This window comes from Mesorhizobium sp. ES1-1 (genome assembly GCF_020164785.1).
Lineage (GTDB): Bacteria > Pseudomonadota > Alphaproteobacteria > Rhizobiales > Rhizobiaceae > Mesorhizobium.
The window spans coordinates 277,516-297,394 of record NZ_JAIUGX010000004.1; the positions used below are offsets into that span (position 1 = coordinate 277,516).

Consider the following 19,879-nt stretch of genomic DNA (forward strand, 5'->3'; position numbering starts at 1 on the left):
CCAAGATCCGGCCGGGGGTGCTGTCCCCGGCGCCTGGCCCTTACTTCCTGGCGAGCCCCGGCAGCGTAACCTGATAGACCAAGAACATGGTGTCGACATTGGCGCCGTCTTCGGCCTTGTAGGGAGCGCCGACCTGGAACCCGTCCTGGGTCAGGAAGTCGTTGTCATTGGCGACAAACAGGAAATAGTCGTCGGGCAATCTGGGGTCCAGTACGCTGGCGAGCGACATCGCTTCCCACTTCTCGGACAGATTGTCGTGATCGTTCGGCGCGCCATTGTGCAGGCCGAAGCGGCCAAGCTCCGCCCTGTCGTTGAGGTCGATGAACGGCGCAAGTCTGGCCGGCGTCACCGACGCATCGAGCCCGCCTTTGACCGCGACTGGCCTGTCCGCGGCATCGAAGGCGCTGCCGGCGATGTCGGTGGCGGCGGAAACGTCGACGATCGAGATCTCTCGGTACAGCGAGGCGTCTCCCTTCAAGCCCTGGCCGTTGCCGCTGTCGCGCACCAGCATCATGAATGCGGTGTCCGACAAAGCCACGATCTCGCTTTGTGCGGCGACCTTGGTCTTGCCCTTGGCGTCCTTGAACACCGGCAGCGGCACGACATATTCGTGCGCCAGCTTGAGGTGTCCGAGGTCGGACGCGTCATAGACCAGCGCCCGCGTGTTCTGCCGGGTCGCCGGCGAATCCCCGCCGTCCTGCCGCGGCGCCGACTGCAGCACGGCAATGAGGAACTTGCCGTCCGGCGTCATCGCCATGCCTTCGAGGCCCTGGTTGTTCTGGCGGCCGGTTTCTGGATCCTTCGGATCGGGATCGGCGGCGCCAGGGCCCGGATTGTCGGAGGAGAAGTTCGGCGTGCCCTTGCGCATCGGGACCAGCGCCGCCGGCGGCTGGGTCGCCGAGAGCAGGCGGCCCTCGGCGGAAAAGCGGTAGATGTTGGGTCCGTACTCATCGGAAATGAACATCGAACCGTCGGGCAGCCGCACGATGGCCTCGTTGTCGACGGCGAGCTTGCCATTGGTGGCCGCCGGCAGGATCGGCATGTCGCCGGAGGCCGGACGCACATCCGACAGCGGATCGAGGCCGGTCGCGTCGGCGCCCTTGTCGTCGGTCAGCAGCAGCGTGTCGGCAAGTGTCGCCTTCACACCTGTCTGCTCCTGGCCGGCGGCGGGCGACGCGCCCGGCGGGACCGGTCTGAACTCGATTCCGATCGTGTTGAGGCGCGGGCGGTAATCGGTGGTGCCGGCGACATTGTAGCCGCGGTCCGGCAGCAGCCAGAGCGAACCCTTGTAGCCGGCCTGGTCATGCGCCCATCCGGATGTGTCGATCGCCATGCCCGAACCCGATCCGAAGGTCTCGCCGAACTTGTCGCGCTGGGCAGCCGGGATGCGGCCGACGCCGACCAGTCCCTTGTTGATGAAACTGGTGCCGCCGACGGTCGCCGTGCTGTCGGCCAAAGCCGGCGTCGACGCCGTGAACAATGCCAGGGCGACGCAGACTGACGCATTTCTGGATAGGTGTTTCATGGATGATCCTCTTTAATGCGCAGGGCACCGTGGACGGGTGGGCCTGGGCCGGACTGCAAAAGGCACCAATGACGATCCGGGTGCGCCCTTGCATGTCGGTCTACGGCGCGAACATGATGCTTGCGTGACAGGCGGCGTTGGACGCCGGTGGGGCGCCAAGATTTAGAGCGCTCCGCGTCGGGACGCTGCTGACGGCAGGGCAATGGGCGGTACCGAGGATCACCATGGACGATGACGCCGCACGGGACAGCAGACGCGAACGCCGACGCGGGCGCCTGGGCGAGGCCGGCAGCGAGAGCAGCCGCCAGACCAATTACCATTCGCTGAAAAACCCCTTCCTGCCGCAGCCGATCTTTTCCGACGACCATGTGGCGGCGATCCACGATGCCGCGCTGCGCGTGCTGGATGAACTCGGCATCAAGGTGCTGCTGCCGCAGGCGCGCGATTACCTCGCGGGAGCAGGCGCGCTGGTCGATCCCGACACCGACATGGTGCGCATGGGCCGCGACATGGTGGCGGCGGCCTTGGCATCGGCACCGAGATCCATCCAGGCCCACGCCGGGTCGCGCGCCCGCGACCTGACGCTCGAACTCGGCTCGATGAGTTTCCTGGCGGGCTCCGGCGCGCCGAACGTGACCGACCTCGAGCGGGGAAGGCGGGCTGGAACATTGGCCGATTTCGAAGATCTTATGCGGCTTGTTCAGCATTTCGACGTGCTGCACATGCTGGGACCCTGTATCGAGCCGCAAGATGTCGACAACCGCATTCGCCACTATGCCGTCAACCGCGCCCAACTGACCCTGTCGGACAAGTTTCCGTTCGTCTTTGCGCGCGGCACGCCCCAGGTCGAGGACGGGTTCGAGATGATAAGGTTGGCGCGCGGCCTGTCACAGTCCGAGTTCCTGGCCAATGCCCATTGCTACACCGTCATCAACACCAACTCGCCGCGTCAGCTCGACATTCCGATGGCGCAAGGCATCATCGATTTTGCCCGGGCAGGGCAGGTCCTGGTCATCACCCCATTCTGCCTGGCGGGCGCCATGGCGCCGATCACCGTCGCAGGGGCGCTGACATTGCAGCATGCCGAGGCCTTGGCCGGCCTGACGCTGGCGCAGATCGTGCGCGCGGGCGCGCCGGTCGTCTACGGATCGTTCTCGTCCAATGTCGACATGAAATCGGGCGCGCCGGCCTTCGGCACGCCTGAGCACGTCAAGGCGACGCTGGGCGCCGGCCAGCTGGCGCGCTTCACCGGCCTGCCTTGGCGGTCCGGCGGCGGCAGCGCCGCCAATATTTCGGACGCTCAGGCCGCGCACGAAACGCAATTCGCGCTATGGGGGTCGGTCCTGGCCGGGGCGACGATGTGCATCCATGCGGCGGGCTGGCTGGAAGGCGGCCTCAGCGTGTCCTTGGAAAAGCTGATCACCGACATCGAGGCGTTGCAGACGATTGCCGAACTCTGCGTACCCACTGCCGGCGACAGCGATGCCATCGGCTTCGAGGCGATCGCTGAAGTGCAGCCTGGCGGGCATTTCTTCGCGGCCGGCCACACCATGGCCCGCTACCGCACGGCCTTTTACGAACCGCTGGTCGCCGACTGGTCGAATTTCGGCAACTGGACGCAAAGCGGCTCGAAGACGGCGACCGAGCGCGCAACGGGCATCTGGAAGCGCACGCTCGCCGATTTCGTGCCGCCGGCGTCGGCGGCCGCAACGTCGGGCGTGCTCGACGAGTTCATCGCGAAGCGCACGCAGGAGGGCGGCGCGCTGCCGGTGTCCTAGGGCTGGGAAGCGCCGCAACGGCCATTGGCAATCCGTGCTTCCCGTGCAGAAATAGCGGCCATGCAGGATGAAGCCGTCGCCCTTGTGATTTTTCTCTGCCTGGTGGCGGCTCCGCTGGCCACAATCGCAATCTGGCCGAGGCTTCCGGCCAGGCACCGCGATGATGAGACGAACAATGTCCTGCGGCTCGCAGCCAACCTGTTCGGCGTGATGACATCGCTGGTGCTGGGGCTGATGATCAATTCCGCCAAGAACACCTATGAATCGGTCGACCACAATGTCCACGCCTATGCGACCGACCTGATCCTGCTCGACAGGACCTTGCGCCAATATGGCCAGGAAGCCGATGCGGTGCGTGAGCCGCTGGCCGCCTATGTGCAGAGGGTCGCCAGCCAATGGTCGCAGACCGAGGAAAATCCGGTCGTCGCCAACCGGCTGTCCGAGCATCTGCTGACAGAAATCGGCACCCGGATGAACGCTTTGCCGACGATCGATGCCGCGCATGATTTCCTGTTGCAGGATGCCCGCCAGCGCCTGCGGCAAGTGCTGGACCAGCGCTGGGTGCTGATCGAACAGTCGGAAGGCTCGATTCCCAGACCTCTGATCGCCATGCTGGTGGCGTGGCTGGGGTTGATCTTTGCCAGTTTCGGGTTCCGGGCACCGCGCAATGCAATCACGGTTTCAACGTTTGTCGTGTCGGCCGCGCTGATCGCCGGAGCGGTCTATCTGATCCTCGACATGGACGTGCCGTTCTCCGGCCCGATCCAGATTTCCCCGGCGCCGGTGCAAAGGGCGTTGGCGGAGTTGCAGCAATGACGTACCGTTCGTCGAACGATTATCGGAAAGGGTGACGACATGGGTTTCGATCAGTATCACGAACCGCCGGAAGAGCTGTCGCAGGAAGTGCGCACCTTTGCCCGCATGATCACCTCGTTGATCGAGGAGGCCGAAGCCATCAGCTGGTACGAGCAGCGCATGTCGGTCGAGCAAAACGACCAGGCCCGCGCGATCATGAAGAATGCGCAGCAGGAGGAGTTCAAGCATTTCGGCATGAACCTCGAATTCCTGCTGCGGATAAAGGACGATTGGCGCGCGGAGCTGAAAGAAATCCTGTTTACGACGGGCGATATCGTCGAGGCGGGCGAAGCGGGCGAGAAGAAGGTGGATTGACCGACTTCGGACCTGCCAACCCCAAGATCACACCGCCGCGACGAATCCGTCCAGAACGCGTTTCTGGCCGGCCTTGTCGAAGTCGATGGTCAGCTTGTTGCCTTCGATGGCGGAGATGTTGCCGTTGCCGAATTTCTGATGGAAGACGCGGTCGCCGACGCTGAAGGCGGAGGGTGTGTCGGAGACTGATTTGGCGACCAGTTCGCCGTCGATGGTGCGGCCCTTCACCGAGGTGCGGCCGGCCCCGTAGCCGCTATCGGTTTCGCCATAACCGATGCGCTCGACCTGGTGGCCGGAGCGCGAGCCCCAATTGCGGTCGGTCGCTTCGGTGCGGTTGGCCTGCGCTCGCTGCCAGCCCGGTGTGGCATAGGTGTTCGAGAAGGCGCCGGATTTTTCAGTGTCGGCGCCGACATTGTCGAAGCGCGACGCGCCATACGGGTTCTGCCGCCCCGCGCCCTGGCCGCCGCGGCCGGAGGCGAACGAGCCGCCGCCATAGGAATTGCCATAGCCGCCATAGGAATTGCCGCCTTCGGCGATCTCGATATGCGCTTCCGGCAGTTCGTCGAGGAAGCGTGACGGGATGGTCGACTGCCACAGGCCATGGATGCGGCGGTTTGAGACGAACCAGAGATGCAGGTTCTTCTTGGCGCGGGTAAGGCCGACATAGGCGAGGCGGCGCTCTTCCTCCAGGCCGGAGCGCCCGCCTTCGTCGAGCGCGCGCTGGTGCGGAAACAGGCCTTCCTCCCAGCCGGGCAGGAAAACGGTCTCGAATTCGAGGCCCTTGGCCGAATGCAGCGTCATGATGTTGACGGCGTCGAGCGTTGCGTTCTGCTCGGCGTCCATGACCAGCGCGACATGTTCGAGGAAGGAGCGCAGCGACTCGTATTCCTCCATGGAACGGATCAGTTCCTTGAGGTTTTCCAGCCGGCCCGGCGCTTCGGCCGAGCGATCGTTCTTCCACATGTCGGTGTAGCCGCTCTCCTCGAGAATGGTCTCGGCGAGCTCGGTGTGCGGCGTGGTCTCCAGCGCCTTTTGCCAGCGCTCGAAATTGGCGGTGACTTCGCGCAGCGAAGCGCGCGGCTTTGGCTTCAATTCGTCGCTCTCGGCCAGCTTGGCGGCTGCTTCCAGCATCGGCACACGCAGCGCGCGGGCGGTGTCGTGGATCTGGCGGATGGTGGTTTCGCCGAGGCCGCGCTTCGGCACATTGACGATGCGTTCGAAGGCGAGGTCGTCGGCGCCTTGCGCGACGACGCGGAAGAAGGCCATTGCGTCGCGGATTTCCATGCGCTCATAGAAACGCGGCCCGCCGATGACGCGGTAGTTGAGGCCCAGCGTGACGAAACGATCCTCGAACTCCCGCATCTGGAAGGAGGCGCGGACAAGGATCGCCATGTCGTTGAGATTGTGCTTCTGCCGCTGATAGCTCTCGATGGTCTCGCCGACGGCGCGGGCTTCCTCTTCGGAATCCCAGGCGGCGTGGACATGCACCTTGCCGTCCTCGGGCTCGTCGCGGTCGGTGAACAGGGTCTTGCCGAAGCGCCCCTCATTGTGAGCGATGAGGTGGGAGGCAGCGCCGAGAATGTGCGCCGTGGAGCGGTAGTTGCGCTCCAGCCTGATGATGGTAGCGCCGGGAAAGTCCTTGTCGAAGCGCAGGATGTTGTCGACCTCGGCGCCGCGCCAGCCATAGATGGACTGATCGTCGTCGCCGACGCAGCAGATGTTGACCTTGTTTTCGCTCGCGGCCGTACGCGAGCTTCGCTCGCTGGCCTCCGCGGGGGCGGTCTGGCCGGCCGACGCCCGGTCGGGCTTGCGGCCTTCGGCCGTTCGCAGATCCGTCGATGTTGACGCGCGCCCGCTCTCCGGCCGCTGCGCCAGGAGGCGAAGCCACATGTATTGGGCGGTGTTGGTGTCCTGGTACTCGTCCACGAGGATGTATCGGAAGCGCTTGTGATATTCCTTCAACACATCCGGGTTGGCGCGGAAGATGCGGATCGGGTGGCACAAGAGGTCGCCGAAGTCGCATGCATTCAGCGTTTGCAGCCGCGCCTGGTAAGCCTTGTAGAGTTCGCGGCCCTTGCCGTTGGCGAAGGCGCGGGCGTCACCCTCGGCAATGTCGGCGGGACCCTGGCCCTTGTTCTTCCATCCGTCGATCATCTGCGCGAACTGCTTGGCCGGCCAGCGCTTGTCGTCCAGGCCCTCGGCCTGGATCAGCTGCTTGATCAGCCGCACCACGTCGTCGGTGTCGAGAATGGTGAAGTCGGATCTCAGCCCGGCCAGTTCGGCGTGCCGGCGCAACAGCTTGACGCCGATCGAGTGGAAGGTGCCGAGCCATGGCATGCCCTCGACATTGCCTTCGCCGATCAGGAAGCCGATGCGGAGCTTCATTTCCCGCGCGGCCTTGTTGGTGAAGGTCACGGCGAGGATCTGCGACGGGAAGGCCTTGCCGGTGGCAAGGATGTGGGCGATGCGCGTGGTCAGGACGCGGGTCTTGCCAGTGCCGGCGCCGGCCAGCACCAGGACGGGCCCCTCGGTGGTTTCCACCGCCAGGCGCTGCTCGGGATTGAGTCCCTTGAGATAATCGGGCGCATTGTTGTGGCCGCTGCGGGCGGCCATGGCGCGCGCGGCAATGCCCGACGGGGCCGTGGGCCGCGCATCGGGTTCGTCGAAAAAGGGCATGTCTTCCGAAAAGCCGGACATCTTCCTCCGAATGTAATGATTCGGTCGGGAAAGACCAGAACTGTCTACGTTTTGTTCCGGCGAAGCGGTCGAGTGACGCGAATGCACCGCATTCCCGGCGCCGTGGGACCAAGGAGCGCAGCGTCCGCCGGTCACCTTTGCTTGACAGGCGCTGCAGCGAGAAGAAAAGCTGTACCGGTCGGGCAGGCAATTCGGTAAGACTGGATGTCTGGTCTGCCGAAAGCAGCGCCGCTGGCGAAAACAGTCGAAGGAGTATCGTCTTGGCTGTCACCATCACCTCCCTGATCCTTTTCATCATCGGGCTCGCGCTTGGCGCAGGAGGCCTATGGTTGGCTTCGGTCGGCGGCAGCTGGTATTATGTCATCACCGGCCTGGCCTTCCTGATCACGGGCTGGCTGCTCTACCGGCGCCGGTCGACGGCCCTATGGCTCTATGCAGGGATCGTGCTGGCAACGCTGGCCTGGGCCGTGTGGGAAACGGGTTTCGACTGGTGGGAACTGGCGCCGCGCGGCGGCGTCATCGTGCTGATCGCGCTCTGGCTGCTGACACCCTGGGCGAGGCGGGGACTTATCGGCCCCGACGGCCGAGCGCCGATGATCCTGGCCGTGCTGGCGTCGCTGGCGGTGGCCGGCTATTCCATGACCACGGATCCGAAGGATCTTGCCGGCAACCTCGCCACCGACAAGGTGGCCGCCAACGCCAATCTCGGCAATGACGTGCCGGCCGGCGAATGGCATTATTACGGCCGCACCCAGTTCGGCCAGCGCTATTCGCCGTTAGACCAGATCACGCCCGACAATGTCGCCAAACTGCAGCCCGCATGGACCTACCGAACCGGCGACGTGAAGGGACCAGGCGACGTCGGCGAGACCACCTACCAGGTGACACCGCTGAAGATCGGCGACACGCTCTACATCTGCACGCCGCACAATTTCGCCATCGCCATCGACGCCGCGACCGGCAAGGAGAAATGGCGCTACGATCCCCAGGTCAAGCTCGACAAGGATCGCCAGCACCAGACCTGCCGTGGCGTCTCCTATTATGCCGACCCGGCCATCGCCGCCGGCCAGGCCTGTGCGAGCCGGGTCTACCTGCCGACCTCGGATGCGCGGCTGATCGCGCTCGACGCCGCCAGCGGCCAGGTCTGCCCGGGCTTCGCAGAGGGCGGAACACTTAACCTGTTGACCAACATGCCCTATCCGAAATCGGGCTATTACTACTCGACATCGGCGCCGCTGATCGCCGGCGGCAAGATCATCGTAGGCGGGGCGGTCAACGACAATTATTCGACGCAGGAGCCGTCCGGCGTCATTCGCGCCTATGACGCTAGCAGCGGCAAGCTCGTCTGGAACTGGGATTCCGGCAATCCCGACCAGACGACGCCGCTGCCCGCGGGCCAGACATATACTGCGAACTCGCCCAACATGTGGTCGACGCCGAGCGCCGACGAGAAGCTCGGCCTGCTCTATGTGCCGCTCGGCAACCAGACGCCGGATCAGCTGGGCGCCGGGCGCAGCGCCAATGTCGAGAAATTCTCGTCGTCCATCACCGCGCTCGACCTCAATACGGGGCAGTTGAAGTGGGTGCGGCAGACTGTGCATCACGACCTCTGGGACATGGATGTGCCGGCGCAGCCGAGCCTCGTCGACATTACCAAGGAAGATGGCAGCGTGGTTCCGGCGCTGGTCGGGCCGACCAAGCAGGGCGACCTCTATGTGCTGGACCGCCGCAGCGGCGAACCGGTCCTCGCCGTCAAGGAAGTGCCCGCGCCGGGCGGTGCCGTCGAAGGCGACCATACGTCGCCAACGCAGCCTGTGTCGGACCTGTCCTTCAGCCCCAACCCGCTCACCGGCGCGGACATGTGGGGCATCACCATGTTCGACCAGCTGGCGTGCCGGATCGAATTCCAGGGCTTGCGCTATGAGGGCCGCTATACGCCGCCTTCCGTGCAGGGTTCGCTGATCTATCCAGGCAATTTCGGCACCTTCAACTGGGGCGGCGTGGCTGTCGACCCGGTGCGGCAGGTGATGTTCGGCATGCCGACCTACCTGGCGTTCAAGTCGCGGCTGGTTCCGCGCGACCAGGTGCCTCCGCCAGATGGAGGACGCGGCAGCGAACAGGGGCTCAACCGCAATGAGGGCGCTCCCTATGCCGTGGTGATGGGGCCGTTCCTGTCGCCGCTCGGCATTCCCTGCCAGGCTCCGCCATGGGGCTATGTTGCGGGCGCCGATCTTCGCACCGGCAAGATTGCCTACAAGCACCGCAACGGCACCGTCTACGACATGACGCCGCTGCCGCTGCCGTTCAAGGTCGGCGTGCCCGGCATTGGTGGGCCGATGATCACCGCCGGCGGCGTGGTGTTCCTGGGCGCCGCGGTGGACGATTATCTGCGCGCCTACGACCTGACGTCAGGCAAGCAGCTCTGGCAGGCGCGGCTGCCTGCCGGCGGCCAATCGACGCCGATGACCTATACGGTGGCCGACGGCCGCCAGTTCGTGGTGATCGTCGCAGGCGGCCATGGCTCGGTCGGCACCAAGCCGGGCGATTATGTCATGGCCTACGCGCTGCCGAAATAGGCGGCGGGCCATCGGGCCCCTGGGCTGACCGACTCCGCGCTGCCTGCGGATGCCGTCATACCCTGCCAGCCTTCGTCAGGGGAGACGGGGCAAGTCCGTCCTCAGCCAAGCCCGAGATGGCTCTTCAGGCTGGGCACCGAGCCCAGCACGCGGTTGGTCAGTCCGGGACCAGCCGCCGTTTCCGCCTGCTGCACCAGGGTTTGGCCTGCCTGCTGAATTTGCGCCATGGTCAAGCCGGACGCCTTGAGGGCGGCGAAGCCGTTGATGAGCGCGCCGGCCTTTTCGCCAAGGACGCCACCGAGCGCGCCCTCCAGCGACGACAGAAAGCCGCCGCCCTGCGAAGGCGCGCCGCTCATCACATCATATTGCCGCGCCAGGGCATCGGCGCCCGGAATGCGGGCGAAGAAGCTGGAGGCGCTTGTGCCGTCCGCCTCATGTTCCAGAACCGAGAAAATGGTGCCGACGACTTTCTCGGTCGTCGCCTGATCGAGGCCGGCCTTTTGCGAAACGGCGTTGACGATCTGCTGTACGTCCATGGACCATCCTCCTGGCATGCGGCCTTGCCCCGCGTTGCCAGCTATACTCCCATCCCGTTTCGTCGACCATGGGAGGCATGGTCGACGATAAGAGAGAACGCGTTTGCGCATCGCGGCCCGCCAATGGGTTGGCCTCAGCCTCTGAGCCCGAACTGCACGCCCGACAGGTCGGCGTGCAGCATCAAGCAGCCGACACCAACGTCTCTTCAAACAGCGGGGAGAGTGTAAATCCTGCCGGGCGCGTGGAAACGGGCGGCGGGCGCCTAATGCACTCCTGCAGATACCGCAGCGAGGACATCAGCCCATTCATCGTATAGGGCTTGGCGATCACGCCTACGGCGCCAGCGAAATGGTCGGGTATGCGCTTCGGGTTGGCGGTCATGAACACCACCATCGAGCTGTTTTTCCTGCCAATATATTCAGCCACGTCAACCCCCGAGGGTCCGTCGCTCAGATGGATATCTACGAATGCGATGTCGGCTTCGACCGAGTCGGCCATGGTCTTGGCTTCGGACGCCGACGTCGCCCAGCCGACGACGCTGTGGCCGGCCTCCTCGACAAGGCTTTCCAGTTCCATGGCCAACAGAGCTTCGTCCTCCACAATCAAGACCTTGAGCGGCGCGGTCATGAGAAGCTTCCTTTTTGACGCGTTTCATTGGGCATGGAAATGACGACTCTGGTGCCCGGGGCGGCATCGCGCCATTCGATATCGGCGTGAAGCTGTCGGGCAAGCGACTTGATCAGGCGCATGCCGAAAGAGGCATCTCCGGTTGCGCTGTCCATCCCGACGCCATTGTCGGAAACCTCGATATTGAAGTGGCTATCGGGCTGGTTCATCTTGATGCCGATACGGCCGCCCGTCGTTCCGTCGGGCCGGCCCTTGAACGCATGCTTGAGAGCATTGGTCACCAACTCGTTGACCATAAGGGCCACGGGCGTGGCCTTCTCGGCCGGGATGATGATCGGCTCGAGTTCAAGCGCCGGCTCGATTTCGGCTCGTCCCGAGGCCGCCAGCAGGTCTGTCACGAGATCCTTGGCGAAGTCGGCGACATCGAAACGGCTGACATCTTTCGACTGGTAGAGCCGGCGGTGAACCGTGCTCAGGGCTTCGATGCGTTCGAGCATAGTGGTCAGCGACGCCCGGATCGCCTCGTCCTTGATCGTACGGCGCTGCATGATGATCAATGACGAGATCATCTGCAGATTATTTTTCACCCGGTGATCGACCTCGTGCAGCAATGTGGTCTTGGCTTCGAGCGCCGCTTCGAGTTCAGCGGTGCGTTCCTTGACGGCTTTCTCGAAACGGTCCTTGTCCGCAGCAATGCGATCCGCGGAACGCTTGCGGTCGGACACGTTGAGCTGTGACGCGAAGAAGAACTGCAATTCGCCCTTGTCGTTGAAGACCGGGCTTATGTAGAGCGCGTTCCAGAATGTCGACCCGTCCTTGCGATAATTGAGGATGTCGATGCTCACATCGGTTCCGTCCTCGACGGCCACGCGGATCCGGTCGACCGACGATGGGTCGGTGTTGGGTCCCTGAAGGAAGCGGCAGTTCCTGCCCATGACCTCGTCACGCTCATAGCCGATAAGTTTCAGAAACGCGTCATTGGCGAATACGATAGGATTATCGGGCTGACGAGGATCGGTGATGATCATCGACATGCGCGTGGCACGAATGGCTGCGGCGAATGGGTCGCCCTTGCCCTGCTCAGCATGCAGGTTATCCGTCATATGCCACGCATCCGCCGATTCCTTGCTCCCCTTCCAATCCATAATGTACTCCAAGCCGTTTTCGTGAGGGACAACGGCCAACAAGCGGAATTGGTTCAGACTGGAGCTTCTTTGTCGCAGCCTGGGCGATCGGGAGCAGACCCGATGTGCCCACAAATGCCTGATATTCCCGAACTGGGCGGCTTGCCATGTCCCTAGCTGCGCGGTGCTGCCTATATGAAGCCGCGCTTCAGGCGGGCGCGCTTGAGGATGGCGCGCCAGCGGATCATGTCGAATGGGATGGGCTCGTTGTTGTTGGCGATATGGAAGATCTCGTTGTTGACGTTCTTGAGCGAGCGCCAGAAATCATAGTCGGTGATGCGCGGATCGGCGGCAAGCCTGTCGACCTCGACCTTGATGTCGGTTTTCATGCACGTCCCTCGAACCGGGTCGCCCGCCGCCCCATATAGCGACCCTGTGCGGACCGTTCTCGACCGCTCCGCTGAGTCGTTCAACGGCTCAATTGGCTTGTTCCCGTTAAAACCCCGGTAAGGTTAACGCGGTCGCAGAGTCGCTTCAAGCTGGCTTGCGACGAATCCCGATCGAGCGACCGGCGCGCTCCGGCGTCGGCAGCCCCGCATGGGCGGCGCGCATGGCTTCGACCTTGGCCAGGACATCGGCGGGGAAGGGCGCGACCTTCGGGCCGGACATGTCGACATGAAGGGCAAGCTGTTCCGAGGTGGCGGCCAGCCACCCGTCGACGTGGCGGATTTCCTGGTAAAGCCGCAGGCGCTTCTCGTCATGGTCGATCAGTTGCAGCGAGACCGTGACCTTGTGGTCGAGATGCAGTTCCTGCACGTAGCAGACGTGGACTTCAGCGGTGTAGATGGTGAGCCGCCGCTGCTCGACATAGTCCAGGCCCATGCCCATCGCCGCGAAGGCCTCGTCGGAGCAGCGGTCGAACAGCACGTTGTAGTACGCCATGTTGAGATGGCCGTTATAGTCGATCCAGTCCTTCTGAATGCCCATTGGCTGGGAGACGAAGGGGGCGGGAATGGGCATTGAAACTTCCTTGTTCTGGCGCTGGACATAGCCCCGCTGGTGAGACTACGCATGGATAATTGCATGGCAAGGTGGGCGCTGGTCCATTCGCGGAGGAATACATGGCTCTGAGCGACCTCAATCCGGTTCAACGCAACGAAGAGGGAATCGCAGCGGTTCTCGGCATCCTCAAGCAGCAATTGGGCGAACGTTTCCAGACCGGCCAGGCCATCCGTGCCCAGCATGCGCATACCACGACCTACATTCCGACTCAGGCGCCCGACGGCGTCGTCTTTCCGGAGACGACGGCCGAAGTGCAGGAGGTCGTGCGCGCCTGCGCGGCGCATCGCGTGCCGGTGATCGCCTTCGGCGTCGGTTCGTCGCTGGAAGGCCATACCAACGCGCCCGGCGGCGGGATCTCGGTCGACACTTCGCGCATGAACCGCATTCTGTCGGTCAATCCACAGGACCTCGATTGCACAGTCGAGCCCGGGGTGACGCGCGAGGACCTCAACCGGCATCTGCGCGACACCGGCCTGTTCTTTCCGATCGATCCCGGTGCCAACGCCTCGCTTGGTGGAATGGCGGCGACACGGGCGTCCGGTACCAATGCGGTGCGCTACGGCACGATGCGCGAAAACGTGCTTTCGCTGACCGCCGTCATGGCCGATGGCGAGACGGTGACGACCGGCAAGCGCGCGAAAAAGAGCTCGGCCGGTTACGACCTGACGCGGCTGCTGGTCGGGTCCGAAGGGACGCTCGGCATCATCACCTCGCTGACGCTGAAGCTGCAGGGCATCCCGCAGGCGATCTCCGGCGGCGTCTGCCCGTTTCCGAGCCTTGAGGCCGCCTGCAATGCGGTCATCTCGACCATCCAGATGGGTATTCCGGTGGCGCGCATCGAACTCGTCAATGCCCTGCAGATGCGGGCAATGAAGAATTATTCGAAGCTCGACTATCCGGAGAGCCCATGCCTGTTCGTCGAATTCCATGGCAGCGACGCCGGGGTCGCCGAGCAGGCCGAGACCTTCGGCATGATCGCCGAGGAGAATGGCGGCGGGCCGTTCCTGTGGACCAGCGTCGCCGAGGAACGCACGAAGCTGTGGAAGGCAAGGCATGACGCCTATTGGGCATCGCTGACGCTGCGGCCCGGCGCTAAGGGCCTATCGACGGACGTCTGCGTGCCGATCTCGCGCTTTGCCGAATGCGTCACCGAGACCGAGGCCGACATCGCGGAGATGGGCCTGATCGCCCCCATCGTCGGCCATGCCGGCGACGGCAATTTCCACACAATGGTGCTGATGGACGTGAACGACCCGAACGAGATCGCGCGCTGTGAGGAGTTCGTCGCCCGCCTCAACTTGCGGGCGATCTCAATGGACGGCACCTGCACAGGCGAGCACGGCATCGGCCAGGGCAAGATCGGCTTCATGCGCCGCGAACTTGGCCACGGCGTCGACATCATGCACACGATCAAACAGGCGCTCGATCCGCAGAACATCATGAATCCAGGCAAGATCCTGCCTGGCGCGGCGCAATAGAAGGCAGCCAAAACTCTGCTCCGCTAGAGGTGCCGCTTGCCTCGGCCGGCGCGCCACTGCCTCAAATCTTCGCGGAAGAAGGCAGGCTGCTCCAGACTGTCGAATGCATCCTAAAGAATCCGCGAAACAGAATTGCCTCTTTATCGACACGCGGATGCGGGTAGAGTGCCGCTGAATCTCAACCAATCCGTTCGGAGCTGATGCTCGCACGTCTTTTCGTGATCTTTGGTGGCCTGTTCGTGCTGGTGCTGCTCGCGGCGCTGGTGGTGCCGTACTTTGTCGACTGGACGGGTTACCGGGCCGAATTCGAGCGCGAGGCGAGCGCCATTCTGGGCCGCAAGGTGACAGTGCAGGGGGATGCAACGGCAAGACTTCTGCCGTTTCCTTCGGTGACTTTCTCGAATGTCGCCGTGGCCGGTGGCCCCGGCGGCCAGCCCGCTATGACGGTTGAAACGTTCTCGATGGATGCCGAACTGGCGCCGTTCCTGCGCGGCGAAGTGCTGATCTTCGACATGCGGCTGGTGCGGCCGAAAGCCACCATCGACATCGCCAATGACGGCACCGTCGACTGGGCGATGCGGCCGTCCTCGCCCTTCGACCTCAACCAGATCTCGATCGAGAAGCTGACTGTGACGGATGGGCGGATCGAGTTGCGCCATGCGACGGGCGGGCGCAGCCATCTCCTGTCGGAGATCAATTCGACCATCTCGGCAAAGTCGCTCGCCGGCCCATGGCGAATGGATGGCACGCTTAAATTGGACGGGCTTCGCGCCACTGTTGCGGCCTCCACCGGCAAGGCTGAGGGCTCCGGTCAGATGCGGTTGCGGGTGAGGGCCGATCCCGATGACTATCCGCTGGTCATCGAAACAGACGGCAATGCCGGCATCCTCGATGGCGCGGCCGTCTATTCCGGCGACTTCAAGATCTCCGGTGCCGATAAGCACGCCACCGGGCCGTACGGCTCGGATGGCGAATTGGTGGCTGCCAGCGCCGGCAAGGCCGATCCGGGCTTTCGGCTGAACGGCAAGTTTTCGCTCGACCACCAGAAGCTCGGCGTCGACGAGTTCCGTTTCGAGACGGGACCGCTAGACAATCCCTACACCGCCGATGGCAAAGCTTCGGTCGATCTCGGCCTGAAGCCGAGCTTCGCCATCGAGGCGGATGGCGCACAGGTGAAGCTGGACGAGGCTGTGGGCGGTCAGGCCGGCACCGGACTGACGTTGGAGCAGCGCATTGCCGGACTGGAACAGGCATTGCTCGACCTGCCGAAACCGACGATGCCCGGCTCCGTCGAAGTCAGGCTGCCAGCGGTGGTTGCCGGCGACACCACAGTGCGCGACGTCCACCTCTCAGCCGAGCCGATTGAAAGCGGATGGAAGGTCAGGTCGCTTGCGGCGACCTTGCCCGGTCGCACCAAGCTGGAGGCCGACGGCCTGCTTGCGCTCAACATGCAGGGCCATTTCGGTTTCACCGGCTCGCTGTTGCTGGCCGTTGCGCAACCCTCCGGCTTTGCCGCATGGCTTTCGAAGGATGTCGACGAGGCGATCCGCCGGCTGCCCGCGGCCGGCTTCAAGGCCAAAGTCGATCTGTCGGAAAATCATCAGTCTTTCAGCGATCTCGAGCTCATCCTGGGCAAGGCGAAATTCTCCGGACGCATCGACGCGAGCCAGCCCGACAATGCCAAGCCGTCGGTGCTGATGCGGCTTGAGGGCGGCGACCTCGACGTCGACGGGCTGGCGGCCTTTGCCTCGATTTTCGTGAGCGACGAGGGCGCCAACCGATTTGCCGACAGCGATCTCGATTTCCAGATCAAGGCCGGCCCGGTCAGCGCCGCAGGACTCACCGCTGACACGGTCGACACCGTGCTCAGGTTGCGCGACGGGCTGCTTGAAGTGGACCGGCTGTCCGTGGGCGGGCTGGCCGGTGCCTCGATCAGCGCTACCGGCCGGATCAAGGATTTCCCGGCGAGCCCGACCGGCAAGCTCGATGCATCGGTGGTCGCCGTCGATCTGAAGCCGTTGATCGACGTCGCAGCGCAGCATTATCCTGATAATGCCGTGCTGAAAGGGCTGGCGAGCCGCGCCGCGTCCTATCCCGACCTGTTCCAGGATGCGCGGTTGGACCTCGTGGCGAGCGCCGCCGACAACCGCGACGGCACCACGGGTCTGGCGGTCAGCGGACAGGGCAAGGCCGGTGGCTCGGCCTTTTCCGCGTCGCTGTCGGGGAAAGGGGCGGCCGACAGGCTCCTCGAGGCGCCGATGACGCTTACATTCAACGCCAAGAACCCTGATGCGACGGCGCTGCTCGCGCTCTACGGGTTGCCGGCGCTGCCGCTTGGCATGCTGGGCGAAGCGAGCACGGATGTCTCGGCCAAGGGCACGCTTGGCGAGGGCCTGGCCACGACCTTCAGCCTCACCGGCAACGACTTCAAGGCCGCTTTCGAGGGGACGGTATCGGACACGGCGCAAGGTGTCGCCGCCAAGGGCCAGCTCAGCCTCGACGCCGCCGACATCGAGCCTTGGCTGATGACATCGGGCGTCGGCCTGCCGGGCATGGGGGCGGGCATGTCGATGACACTGTCGGCCCAGGGCGACTATGGCAACGGGTTGCTGGTGCTGGACAATCTCAGCGGAGCCATCAACGAAGCCGCTGTATCCGGCGACGTGAACCTCGATACAAAGGACGGCGTCCCGCATCTGGCAGGCGCGCTGGCCCTCGACGAACTTGACCTCGACCCGGTTGCGGTAGCGTTGTTTGGTGATTCCGCTTTTCTGCCGGACAAGGATGGAGCGGACAATAGCGGCGCCTGGCCTTCGGCTCCGTTCAGCCCGAAATCCAGCCTGCCATTTACAGCCGATCTTGACCTGACAACGGCGGCACTGGCTGCGGGCCCATTCGCCACGGCTTATGACGCGGCCTTCTCGCTCAAGCTGGACCAGGAGGGCATTCGCGTTTCGGATCTCAAGGCAAAGTTCCTCGGCGGTGCGCTCACCGGCCTGTTCGAAGTGAAGAACAATGAGGGTACCGGCCTTTTCAGCGGCCAGATGAAACTGGCGGGCGCCGATCTTGCAACCATGCTGCCGGATGCCGGCATTAGCGGTAGCGGCGACTTCTCGACGTCGTTGTCGACGAGCGGCAAGACGGTCGATGGGATGGTGGCGGCTCTCTCGGGTTCCGGCACGGCGACGCTCAGGAGCTTGCGGATCGCCGGCGCCAATCCTGACGCGTTAAATGCATTGCTTGCCAAGGCGGACGCGATCGGGCGCGACATCGATGTAGCCAAGACCGCCGGCTTCGCGCCGCAGATCGCCGCCGATGGCAGTTTTGCGGCGAAGGATACCGAGATCGCGTTCACGGTTGCGGGCGGCACGCTGAGGGCGCCACCGATCACCTTGGAGAACCCGGCGGCGACCTTGTCGGCCGATATCACGGCCAACCTCAATGCCAGCACCGTCCTGGCCAAGGGAGCAATCACCTATCGGCCCGGTGACGAGGCCTTGGTCGGCTCCGAGCCGGTCATGAATTTCACCGCTGAAGGGCCATTCGGCGCCGTGAAACGACAATTCGACAGCGAGCCGCTGGCGCAGTTCCTGACCCAGCGGGCGCTTGAAAAGGAACAGCAGCGCGTCGAGGCCATGCAGGCCGCACTGCTCGAGAAGCAGCGGCTGCGGCGCGAGGTGCGCTACTACGCGTCGCTGCAGGACGCGCGCGACAAGGCCGCCGAAGAACTGCGCAAACAGGAAGAAGCGGCGCGGCTCAAAGCCGAGGCCGAGGCTAAGGCTAAGGCTAAGGCTAAGGCCGAAGCGGAAGCGGAAGCTCAGGCGAAGGCCCAGGCGGAAGCTCAAGCGAAGGCCGATGCGGAAGCCAAGGCTAAGGCGGACGCGGAAGCCAAATCAAAGGCAGATGCGGATGCCAAGGCTGCCGCCGAGCAGCGGGCCGCCGACGAAGCGGCCAAGGCTCAGGCCGGTGAGGAACAGCGTCAGAAGACCGAGGACGCGAACCGCATTGCCTCGCAGGAAAAGGCAAGGCTTGAGGCCGAACGCAAGGCCGAACAGGCGCCGAAGGTCGAGCGCACGCCGCTGCCGCCGGCCAACGACAATCCGCCGGAGCAGAAGCCAAAGCTGGCGCCGTCGGCGATCGACAATCTCCTGAAGTCGCTGAACGGCGGGTGAGGCAGCAAACGGGCCGTTGAGTCAACTCGGAGCTAGGAACCCGCGCTGCGCTTCGCCCATTCCAGCACATGAAGCCGCAGCGCCGAGGACAGGTTGGTGTCGCGCGGACGCGTCGCGTCGACTTCGGCGACAAGGGCGGCGAGCGTCAAAGCCCTGGCTGTGGCGATCGCGAGGAGATCGTCATGAAAAGGTTTTTCGAGGGAATAGCTGGTGCGGTGGCCGCGAATGGTCACCGAGCGTTTTTCGACCGCGCTCACGCCGAGGCGCTCAACGGTCGTCTTCGGCGCTGGAGGTTTCTCGGCGATGGCCGGCGAGGAACCTTTCGCTTGTCTCGGCGGCCAGGCGGTCGCGTTCCTTTTCGGCCTTGTTGCGGCCGTGCAATGCGCGGTTATGAGCGGCTTCCCGTTCCTTCTCCAGCCTTGCCTTCTGCTTGCGGGCCTGGCGGAGATTGACGATGTCGGCCATGGCGCGAACCGTAGAATTATTTCTTGCGGAAGGCGTCGAGCGACACCACGTCGGCGCCCTTGGCCCCGGCGTCTGCCGCCGCCGCAGGCTGCTTTTCAGGCTCGGCCGCGGACTTCTTCTCGGCCTTCGGCTTTTTCTCCGAAACGATGGTCAGCGGCTCGGGAGCCGGCTGTGCCGCCGGTTCGTCCGCTGCCGCGACGTCGGTCTTCACGTCGAACTCGAGTTCGAAGTTGACCGACGGATCGTAGAAGCCGCGTACGGCCGAGAACGGAATTTCGAGTTTCTCCGGCACATCGGAAAAGGACAGCCCAACCTCGAAGCCGGTGTCCGTCACCTTGAGGTCCCAATACTGGAACTGGATGACGATGGTCATCTGCTCGGGGTAACGCTCGCGCAGGCGCGACGACACGCGCACGCCGGGCGCGCCGGTCAGGAAAGTAATGAAGAAATGGTGGTTGCCGGGGAGGCCGGTGCGCGAGACCTCTGCCAGGACCTTGCGCATGACGCCGCGCAACGCCTCCTGGGCCAGAATGTCGTAGCGTATGTGGTCGTCGGCCATGTGGCGGTCGGGTTCCGTTGAATCGTCCGCATAGCTGTAGTCAAGCTTGAGCGCGGCGTAAACCGCATATAGATCACCGCAGCGAGGAAGCGAGGCCTGTTGCCATGAT

16 protein-coding genes are annotated in these 19,879 nt (G+C 64.1%); 6 read left to right on the plus strand and 10 right to left on the minus strand.

What is annotated here, in order from left to right:
* Nucleotides 1-40: 40 nt before the first annotated feature.
* Nucleotides 41-1,525, minus strand: coding sequence for an esterase-like activity of phytase family protein (locus LB513_RS09115; protein ID WP_224663145.1), 1,485 nt, complete (start codon nucleotides 1,523-1,525; stop codon nucleotides 41-43).
* 224 nt (nucleotides 1,526-1,749) lie between these two features.
* Between LB513_RS09115 and LB513_RS09120 the strand changes: the two genes are divergently transcribed.
* Genes LB513_RS09120 through LB513_RS09130 form a run of 3 tightly spaced genes read left to right on the plus strand, consistent with a single transcriptional unit; the run spans nucleotide 1,750 to nucleotide 4,473 of the window.
* Nucleotides 1,750-3,303, plus strand: a complete 1,554-nt coding sequence (locus LB513_RS09120; RefSeq protein ID WP_224663146.1) for a trimethylamine methyltransferase family protein — start codon at nucleotides 1,750-1,752, stop codon at nucleotides 3,301-3,303.
* Between the two features lie 60 nt (nucleotides 3,304-3,363).
* Nucleotides 3,364-4,119 carry a DUF4239 domain-containing protein gene (locus tag LB513_RS09125; protein ID WP_224663147.1) on the plus strand — a complete coding sequence of 252 codons (756 nt, stop codon included), beginning with the start codon at nucleotides 3,364-3,366 and terminating at the stop codon, nucleotides 4,117-4,119.
* Between the two features lie 39 nt (nucleotides 4,120-4,158).
* Entirely contained in the window at nucleotides 4,159-4,473 is a 315-nt protein-coding gene (locus LB513_RS09130) for a hypothetical protein (protein ID WP_224663148.1), read from the plus strand.
* Nucleotides 4,474-4,500: 27 nt separating this feature from the next.
* Here LB513_RS09130 and LB513_RS09135 read toward each other — a convergent pair whose 3' ends face one another.
* The gene (locus LB513_RS09135; RefSeq protein WP_224663149.1) at nucleotides 4,501-7,170 is read right to left on the minus strand and encodes an ATP-dependent helicase; all 2,670 of its coding nucleotides are present in this window, start codon (nucleotides 7,168-7,170) and stop codon (nucleotides 4,501-4,503) included.
* Nucleotides 7,171-7,430: 260 nt separating this feature from the next.
* Here LB513_RS09135 and LB513_RS09140 point away from each other — a divergent pair, with 260 nt between their 5' ends.
* Nucleotides 7,431-9,746 (plus strand): glucose/quinate/shikimate family membrane-bound PQQ-dependent dehydrogenase, encoded by a 2,316-nt coding sequence (locus LB513_RS09140; RefSeq protein ID WP_224663150.1) that lies wholly within the window; start codon nucleotides 7,431-7,433, stop codon nucleotides 9,744-9,746.
* A gap of 101 nt (nucleotides 9,747-9,847) precedes the next feature.
* On the opposite strand, the gene LB513_RS09145 is transcribed toward LB513_RS09140, so the two are convergent.
* The 5 genes from LB513_RS09145 to LB513_RS09165 all read right to left on the minus strand — a co-directional run bounded on the left by LB513_RS09145 (nucleotide 9,848) and on the right by LB513_RS09165 (nucleotide 13,054).
* Entirely contained in the window at nucleotides 9,848-10,282 is a 435-nt protein-coding gene (locus LB513_RS09145) for a hypothetical protein (RefSeq protein WP_224663151.1), read from the minus strand.
* A gap of 181 nt (nucleotides 10,283-10,463) precedes the next feature.
* Complete coding sequence (locus LB513_RS09150; protein ID WP_224663152.1) at nucleotides 10,464-10,910, minus strand: response regulator; 447 nt, start codon at nucleotides 10,908-10,910, stop codon at nucleotides 10,464-10,466.
* A complete protein-coding gene (locus tag LB513_RS09155) occupies nucleotides 10,907-12,013 on the minus strand; it encodes a PAS domain-containing protein (protein ID WP_224663153.1) in 1,107 nt (368 codons plus the stop codon). The genes LB513_RS09150 and LB513_RS09155 overlap by 4 nt, the downstream gene beginning before the upstream one ends.
* A 212-nt stretch (nucleotides 12,014-12,225) precedes the next feature.
* A complete protein-coding gene (locus LB513_RS09160; protein ID WP_224663154.1) occupies nucleotides 12,226-12,423 on the minus strand; it encodes a hypothetical protein in 198 nt (65 codons plus the stop codon).
* A gap of 145 nt (nucleotides 12,424-12,568) precedes the next feature.
* Nucleotides 12,569-13,054: a thioesterase family protein gene (locus LB513_RS09165; RefSeq protein WP_224663155.1), complete on the minus strand. Its 486-nt coding sequence runs from the start codon at nucleotides 13,052-13,054 to the stop codon at nucleotides 12,569-12,571.
* Nucleotides 13,055-13,155: 101 nt separating this feature from the next.
* Here LB513_RS09165 and LB513_RS09170 point away from each other — a divergent pair, with 101 nt between their 5' ends.
* Together LB513_RS09170 and LB513_RS09175 are read left to right on the plus strand one after the other, a co-directional pair.
* The gene (locus LB513_RS09170; RefSeq protein WP_224663156.1) at nucleotides 13,156-14,574 is read left to right on the plus strand and encodes an FAD-binding oxidoreductase; all 1,419 of its coding nucleotides are present in this window, start codon (nucleotides 13,156-13,158) and stop codon (nucleotides 14,572-14,574) included.
* Between the two features lie 200 nt (nucleotides 14,575-14,774).
* Complete coding sequence (locus LB513_RS09175) at nucleotides 14,775-18,746, plus strand: AsmA-like C-terminal region-containing protein (RefSeq protein ID WP_224663157.1); 3,972 nt, start codon at nucleotides 14,775-14,777, stop codon at nucleotides 18,744-18,746.
* 32 nt (nucleotides 18,747-18,778) lie between these two features.
* Here the strand turns inward: LB513_RS09175 and LB513_RS09180 are convergent, their stop codons facing one another.
* The 3 genes from LB513_RS09180 to LB513_RS09190 are packed head-to-tail and all read right to left on the minus strand — an operon-like array spanning nucleotide 18,779 to nucleotide 19,770.
* Entirely contained in the window at nucleotides 18,779-19,003 is a 225-nt protein-coding gene (locus tag LB513_RS09180) for a ribbon-helix-helix domain-containing protein (protein ID WP_224663158.1), read from the minus strand.
* Between the two features lie 10 nt (nucleotides 19,004-19,013).
* A complete protein-coding gene (locus LB513_RS09185; RefSeq protein ID WP_224663159.1) occupies nucleotides 19,014-19,211 on the minus strand; it encodes a DUF4169 family protein in 198 nt (65 codons plus the stop codon).
* 16 nt (nucleotides 19,212-19,227) lie between these two features.
* Nucleotides 19,228-19,770 (minus strand): SspB family protein, encoded by a 543-nt coding sequence (locus LB513_RS09190; protein ID WP_224663160.1) that lies wholly within the window; start codon nucleotides 19,768-19,770, stop codon nucleotides 19,228-19,230.
* Nucleotides 19,771-19,879 lie beyond the last annotated feature (109 nt).

Coding starts and splice junctions, on each gene's coding strand:
- LB513_RS09115 (WP_224663145.1), bottom strand. CDS start 1,525: ATGAAACACCTATCCAGAAATGCGTCAGTCTGCGTCGCCCTGGCATTG.
- LB513_RS09120 (WP_224663146.1), top strand. CDS start 1,750: ATGGACGATGACGCCGCACGGGACAGCAGACGCGAACGCCGACGCGGG.
- LB513_RS09125 (WP_224663147.1), top strand. CDS start 3,364: ATGCAGGATGAAGCCGTCGCCCTTGTGATTTTTCTCTGCCTGGTGGCG.
- LB513_RS09130 (WP_224663148.1), top strand. CDS start 4,159: ATGGGTTTCGATCAGTATCACGAACCGCCGGAAGAGCTGTCGCAGGAA.
- LB513_RS09135 (WP_224663149.1), bottom strand. CDS start 7,170: ATGTCCGGCTTTTCGGAAGACATGCCCTTTTTCGACGAACCCGATGCG.
- LB513_RS09145 (WP_224663151.1), bottom strand. CDS start 10,282: ATGGACGTACAGCAGATCGTCAACGCCGTTTCGCAAAAGGCCGGCCTC.
- LB513_RS09150 (WP_224663152.1), bottom strand. CDS start 10,910: ATGACCGCGCCGCTCAAGGTCTTGATTGTGGAGGACGAAGCTCTGTTG.
- LB513_RS09155 (WP_224663153.1), bottom strand. CDS start 12,013: ATGACGGATAACCTGCATGCTGAGCAGGGCAAGGGCGACCCATTCGCC.
- LB513_RS09160 (WP_224663154.1), bottom strand. CDS start 12,423: ATGAAAACCGACATCAAGGTCGAGGTCGACAGGCTTGCCGCCGATCCG.
- LB513_RS09165 (WP_224663155.1), bottom strand. CDS start 13,054: ATGCCCATTCCCGCCCCCTTCGTCTCCCAGCCAATGGGCATTCAGAAG.
- LB513_RS09170 (WP_224663156.1), top strand. CDS start 13,156: ATGGCTCTGAGCGACCTCAATCCGGTTCAACGCAACGAAGAGGGAATC.
- LB513_RS09175 (WP_224663157.1), top strand. CDS start 14,775: ATGCTCGCACGTCTTTTCGTGATCTTTGGTGGCCTGTTCGTGCTGGTG.
- LB513_RS09185 (WP_224663159.1), bottom strand. CDS start 19,211: ATGGCCGACATCGTCAATCTCCGCCAGGCCCGCAAGCAGAAGGCAAGG.
- LB513_RS09190 (WP_224663160.1), bottom strand. CDS start 19,770: ATGGCCGACGACCACATACGCTACGACATTCTGGCCCAGGAGGCGTTG.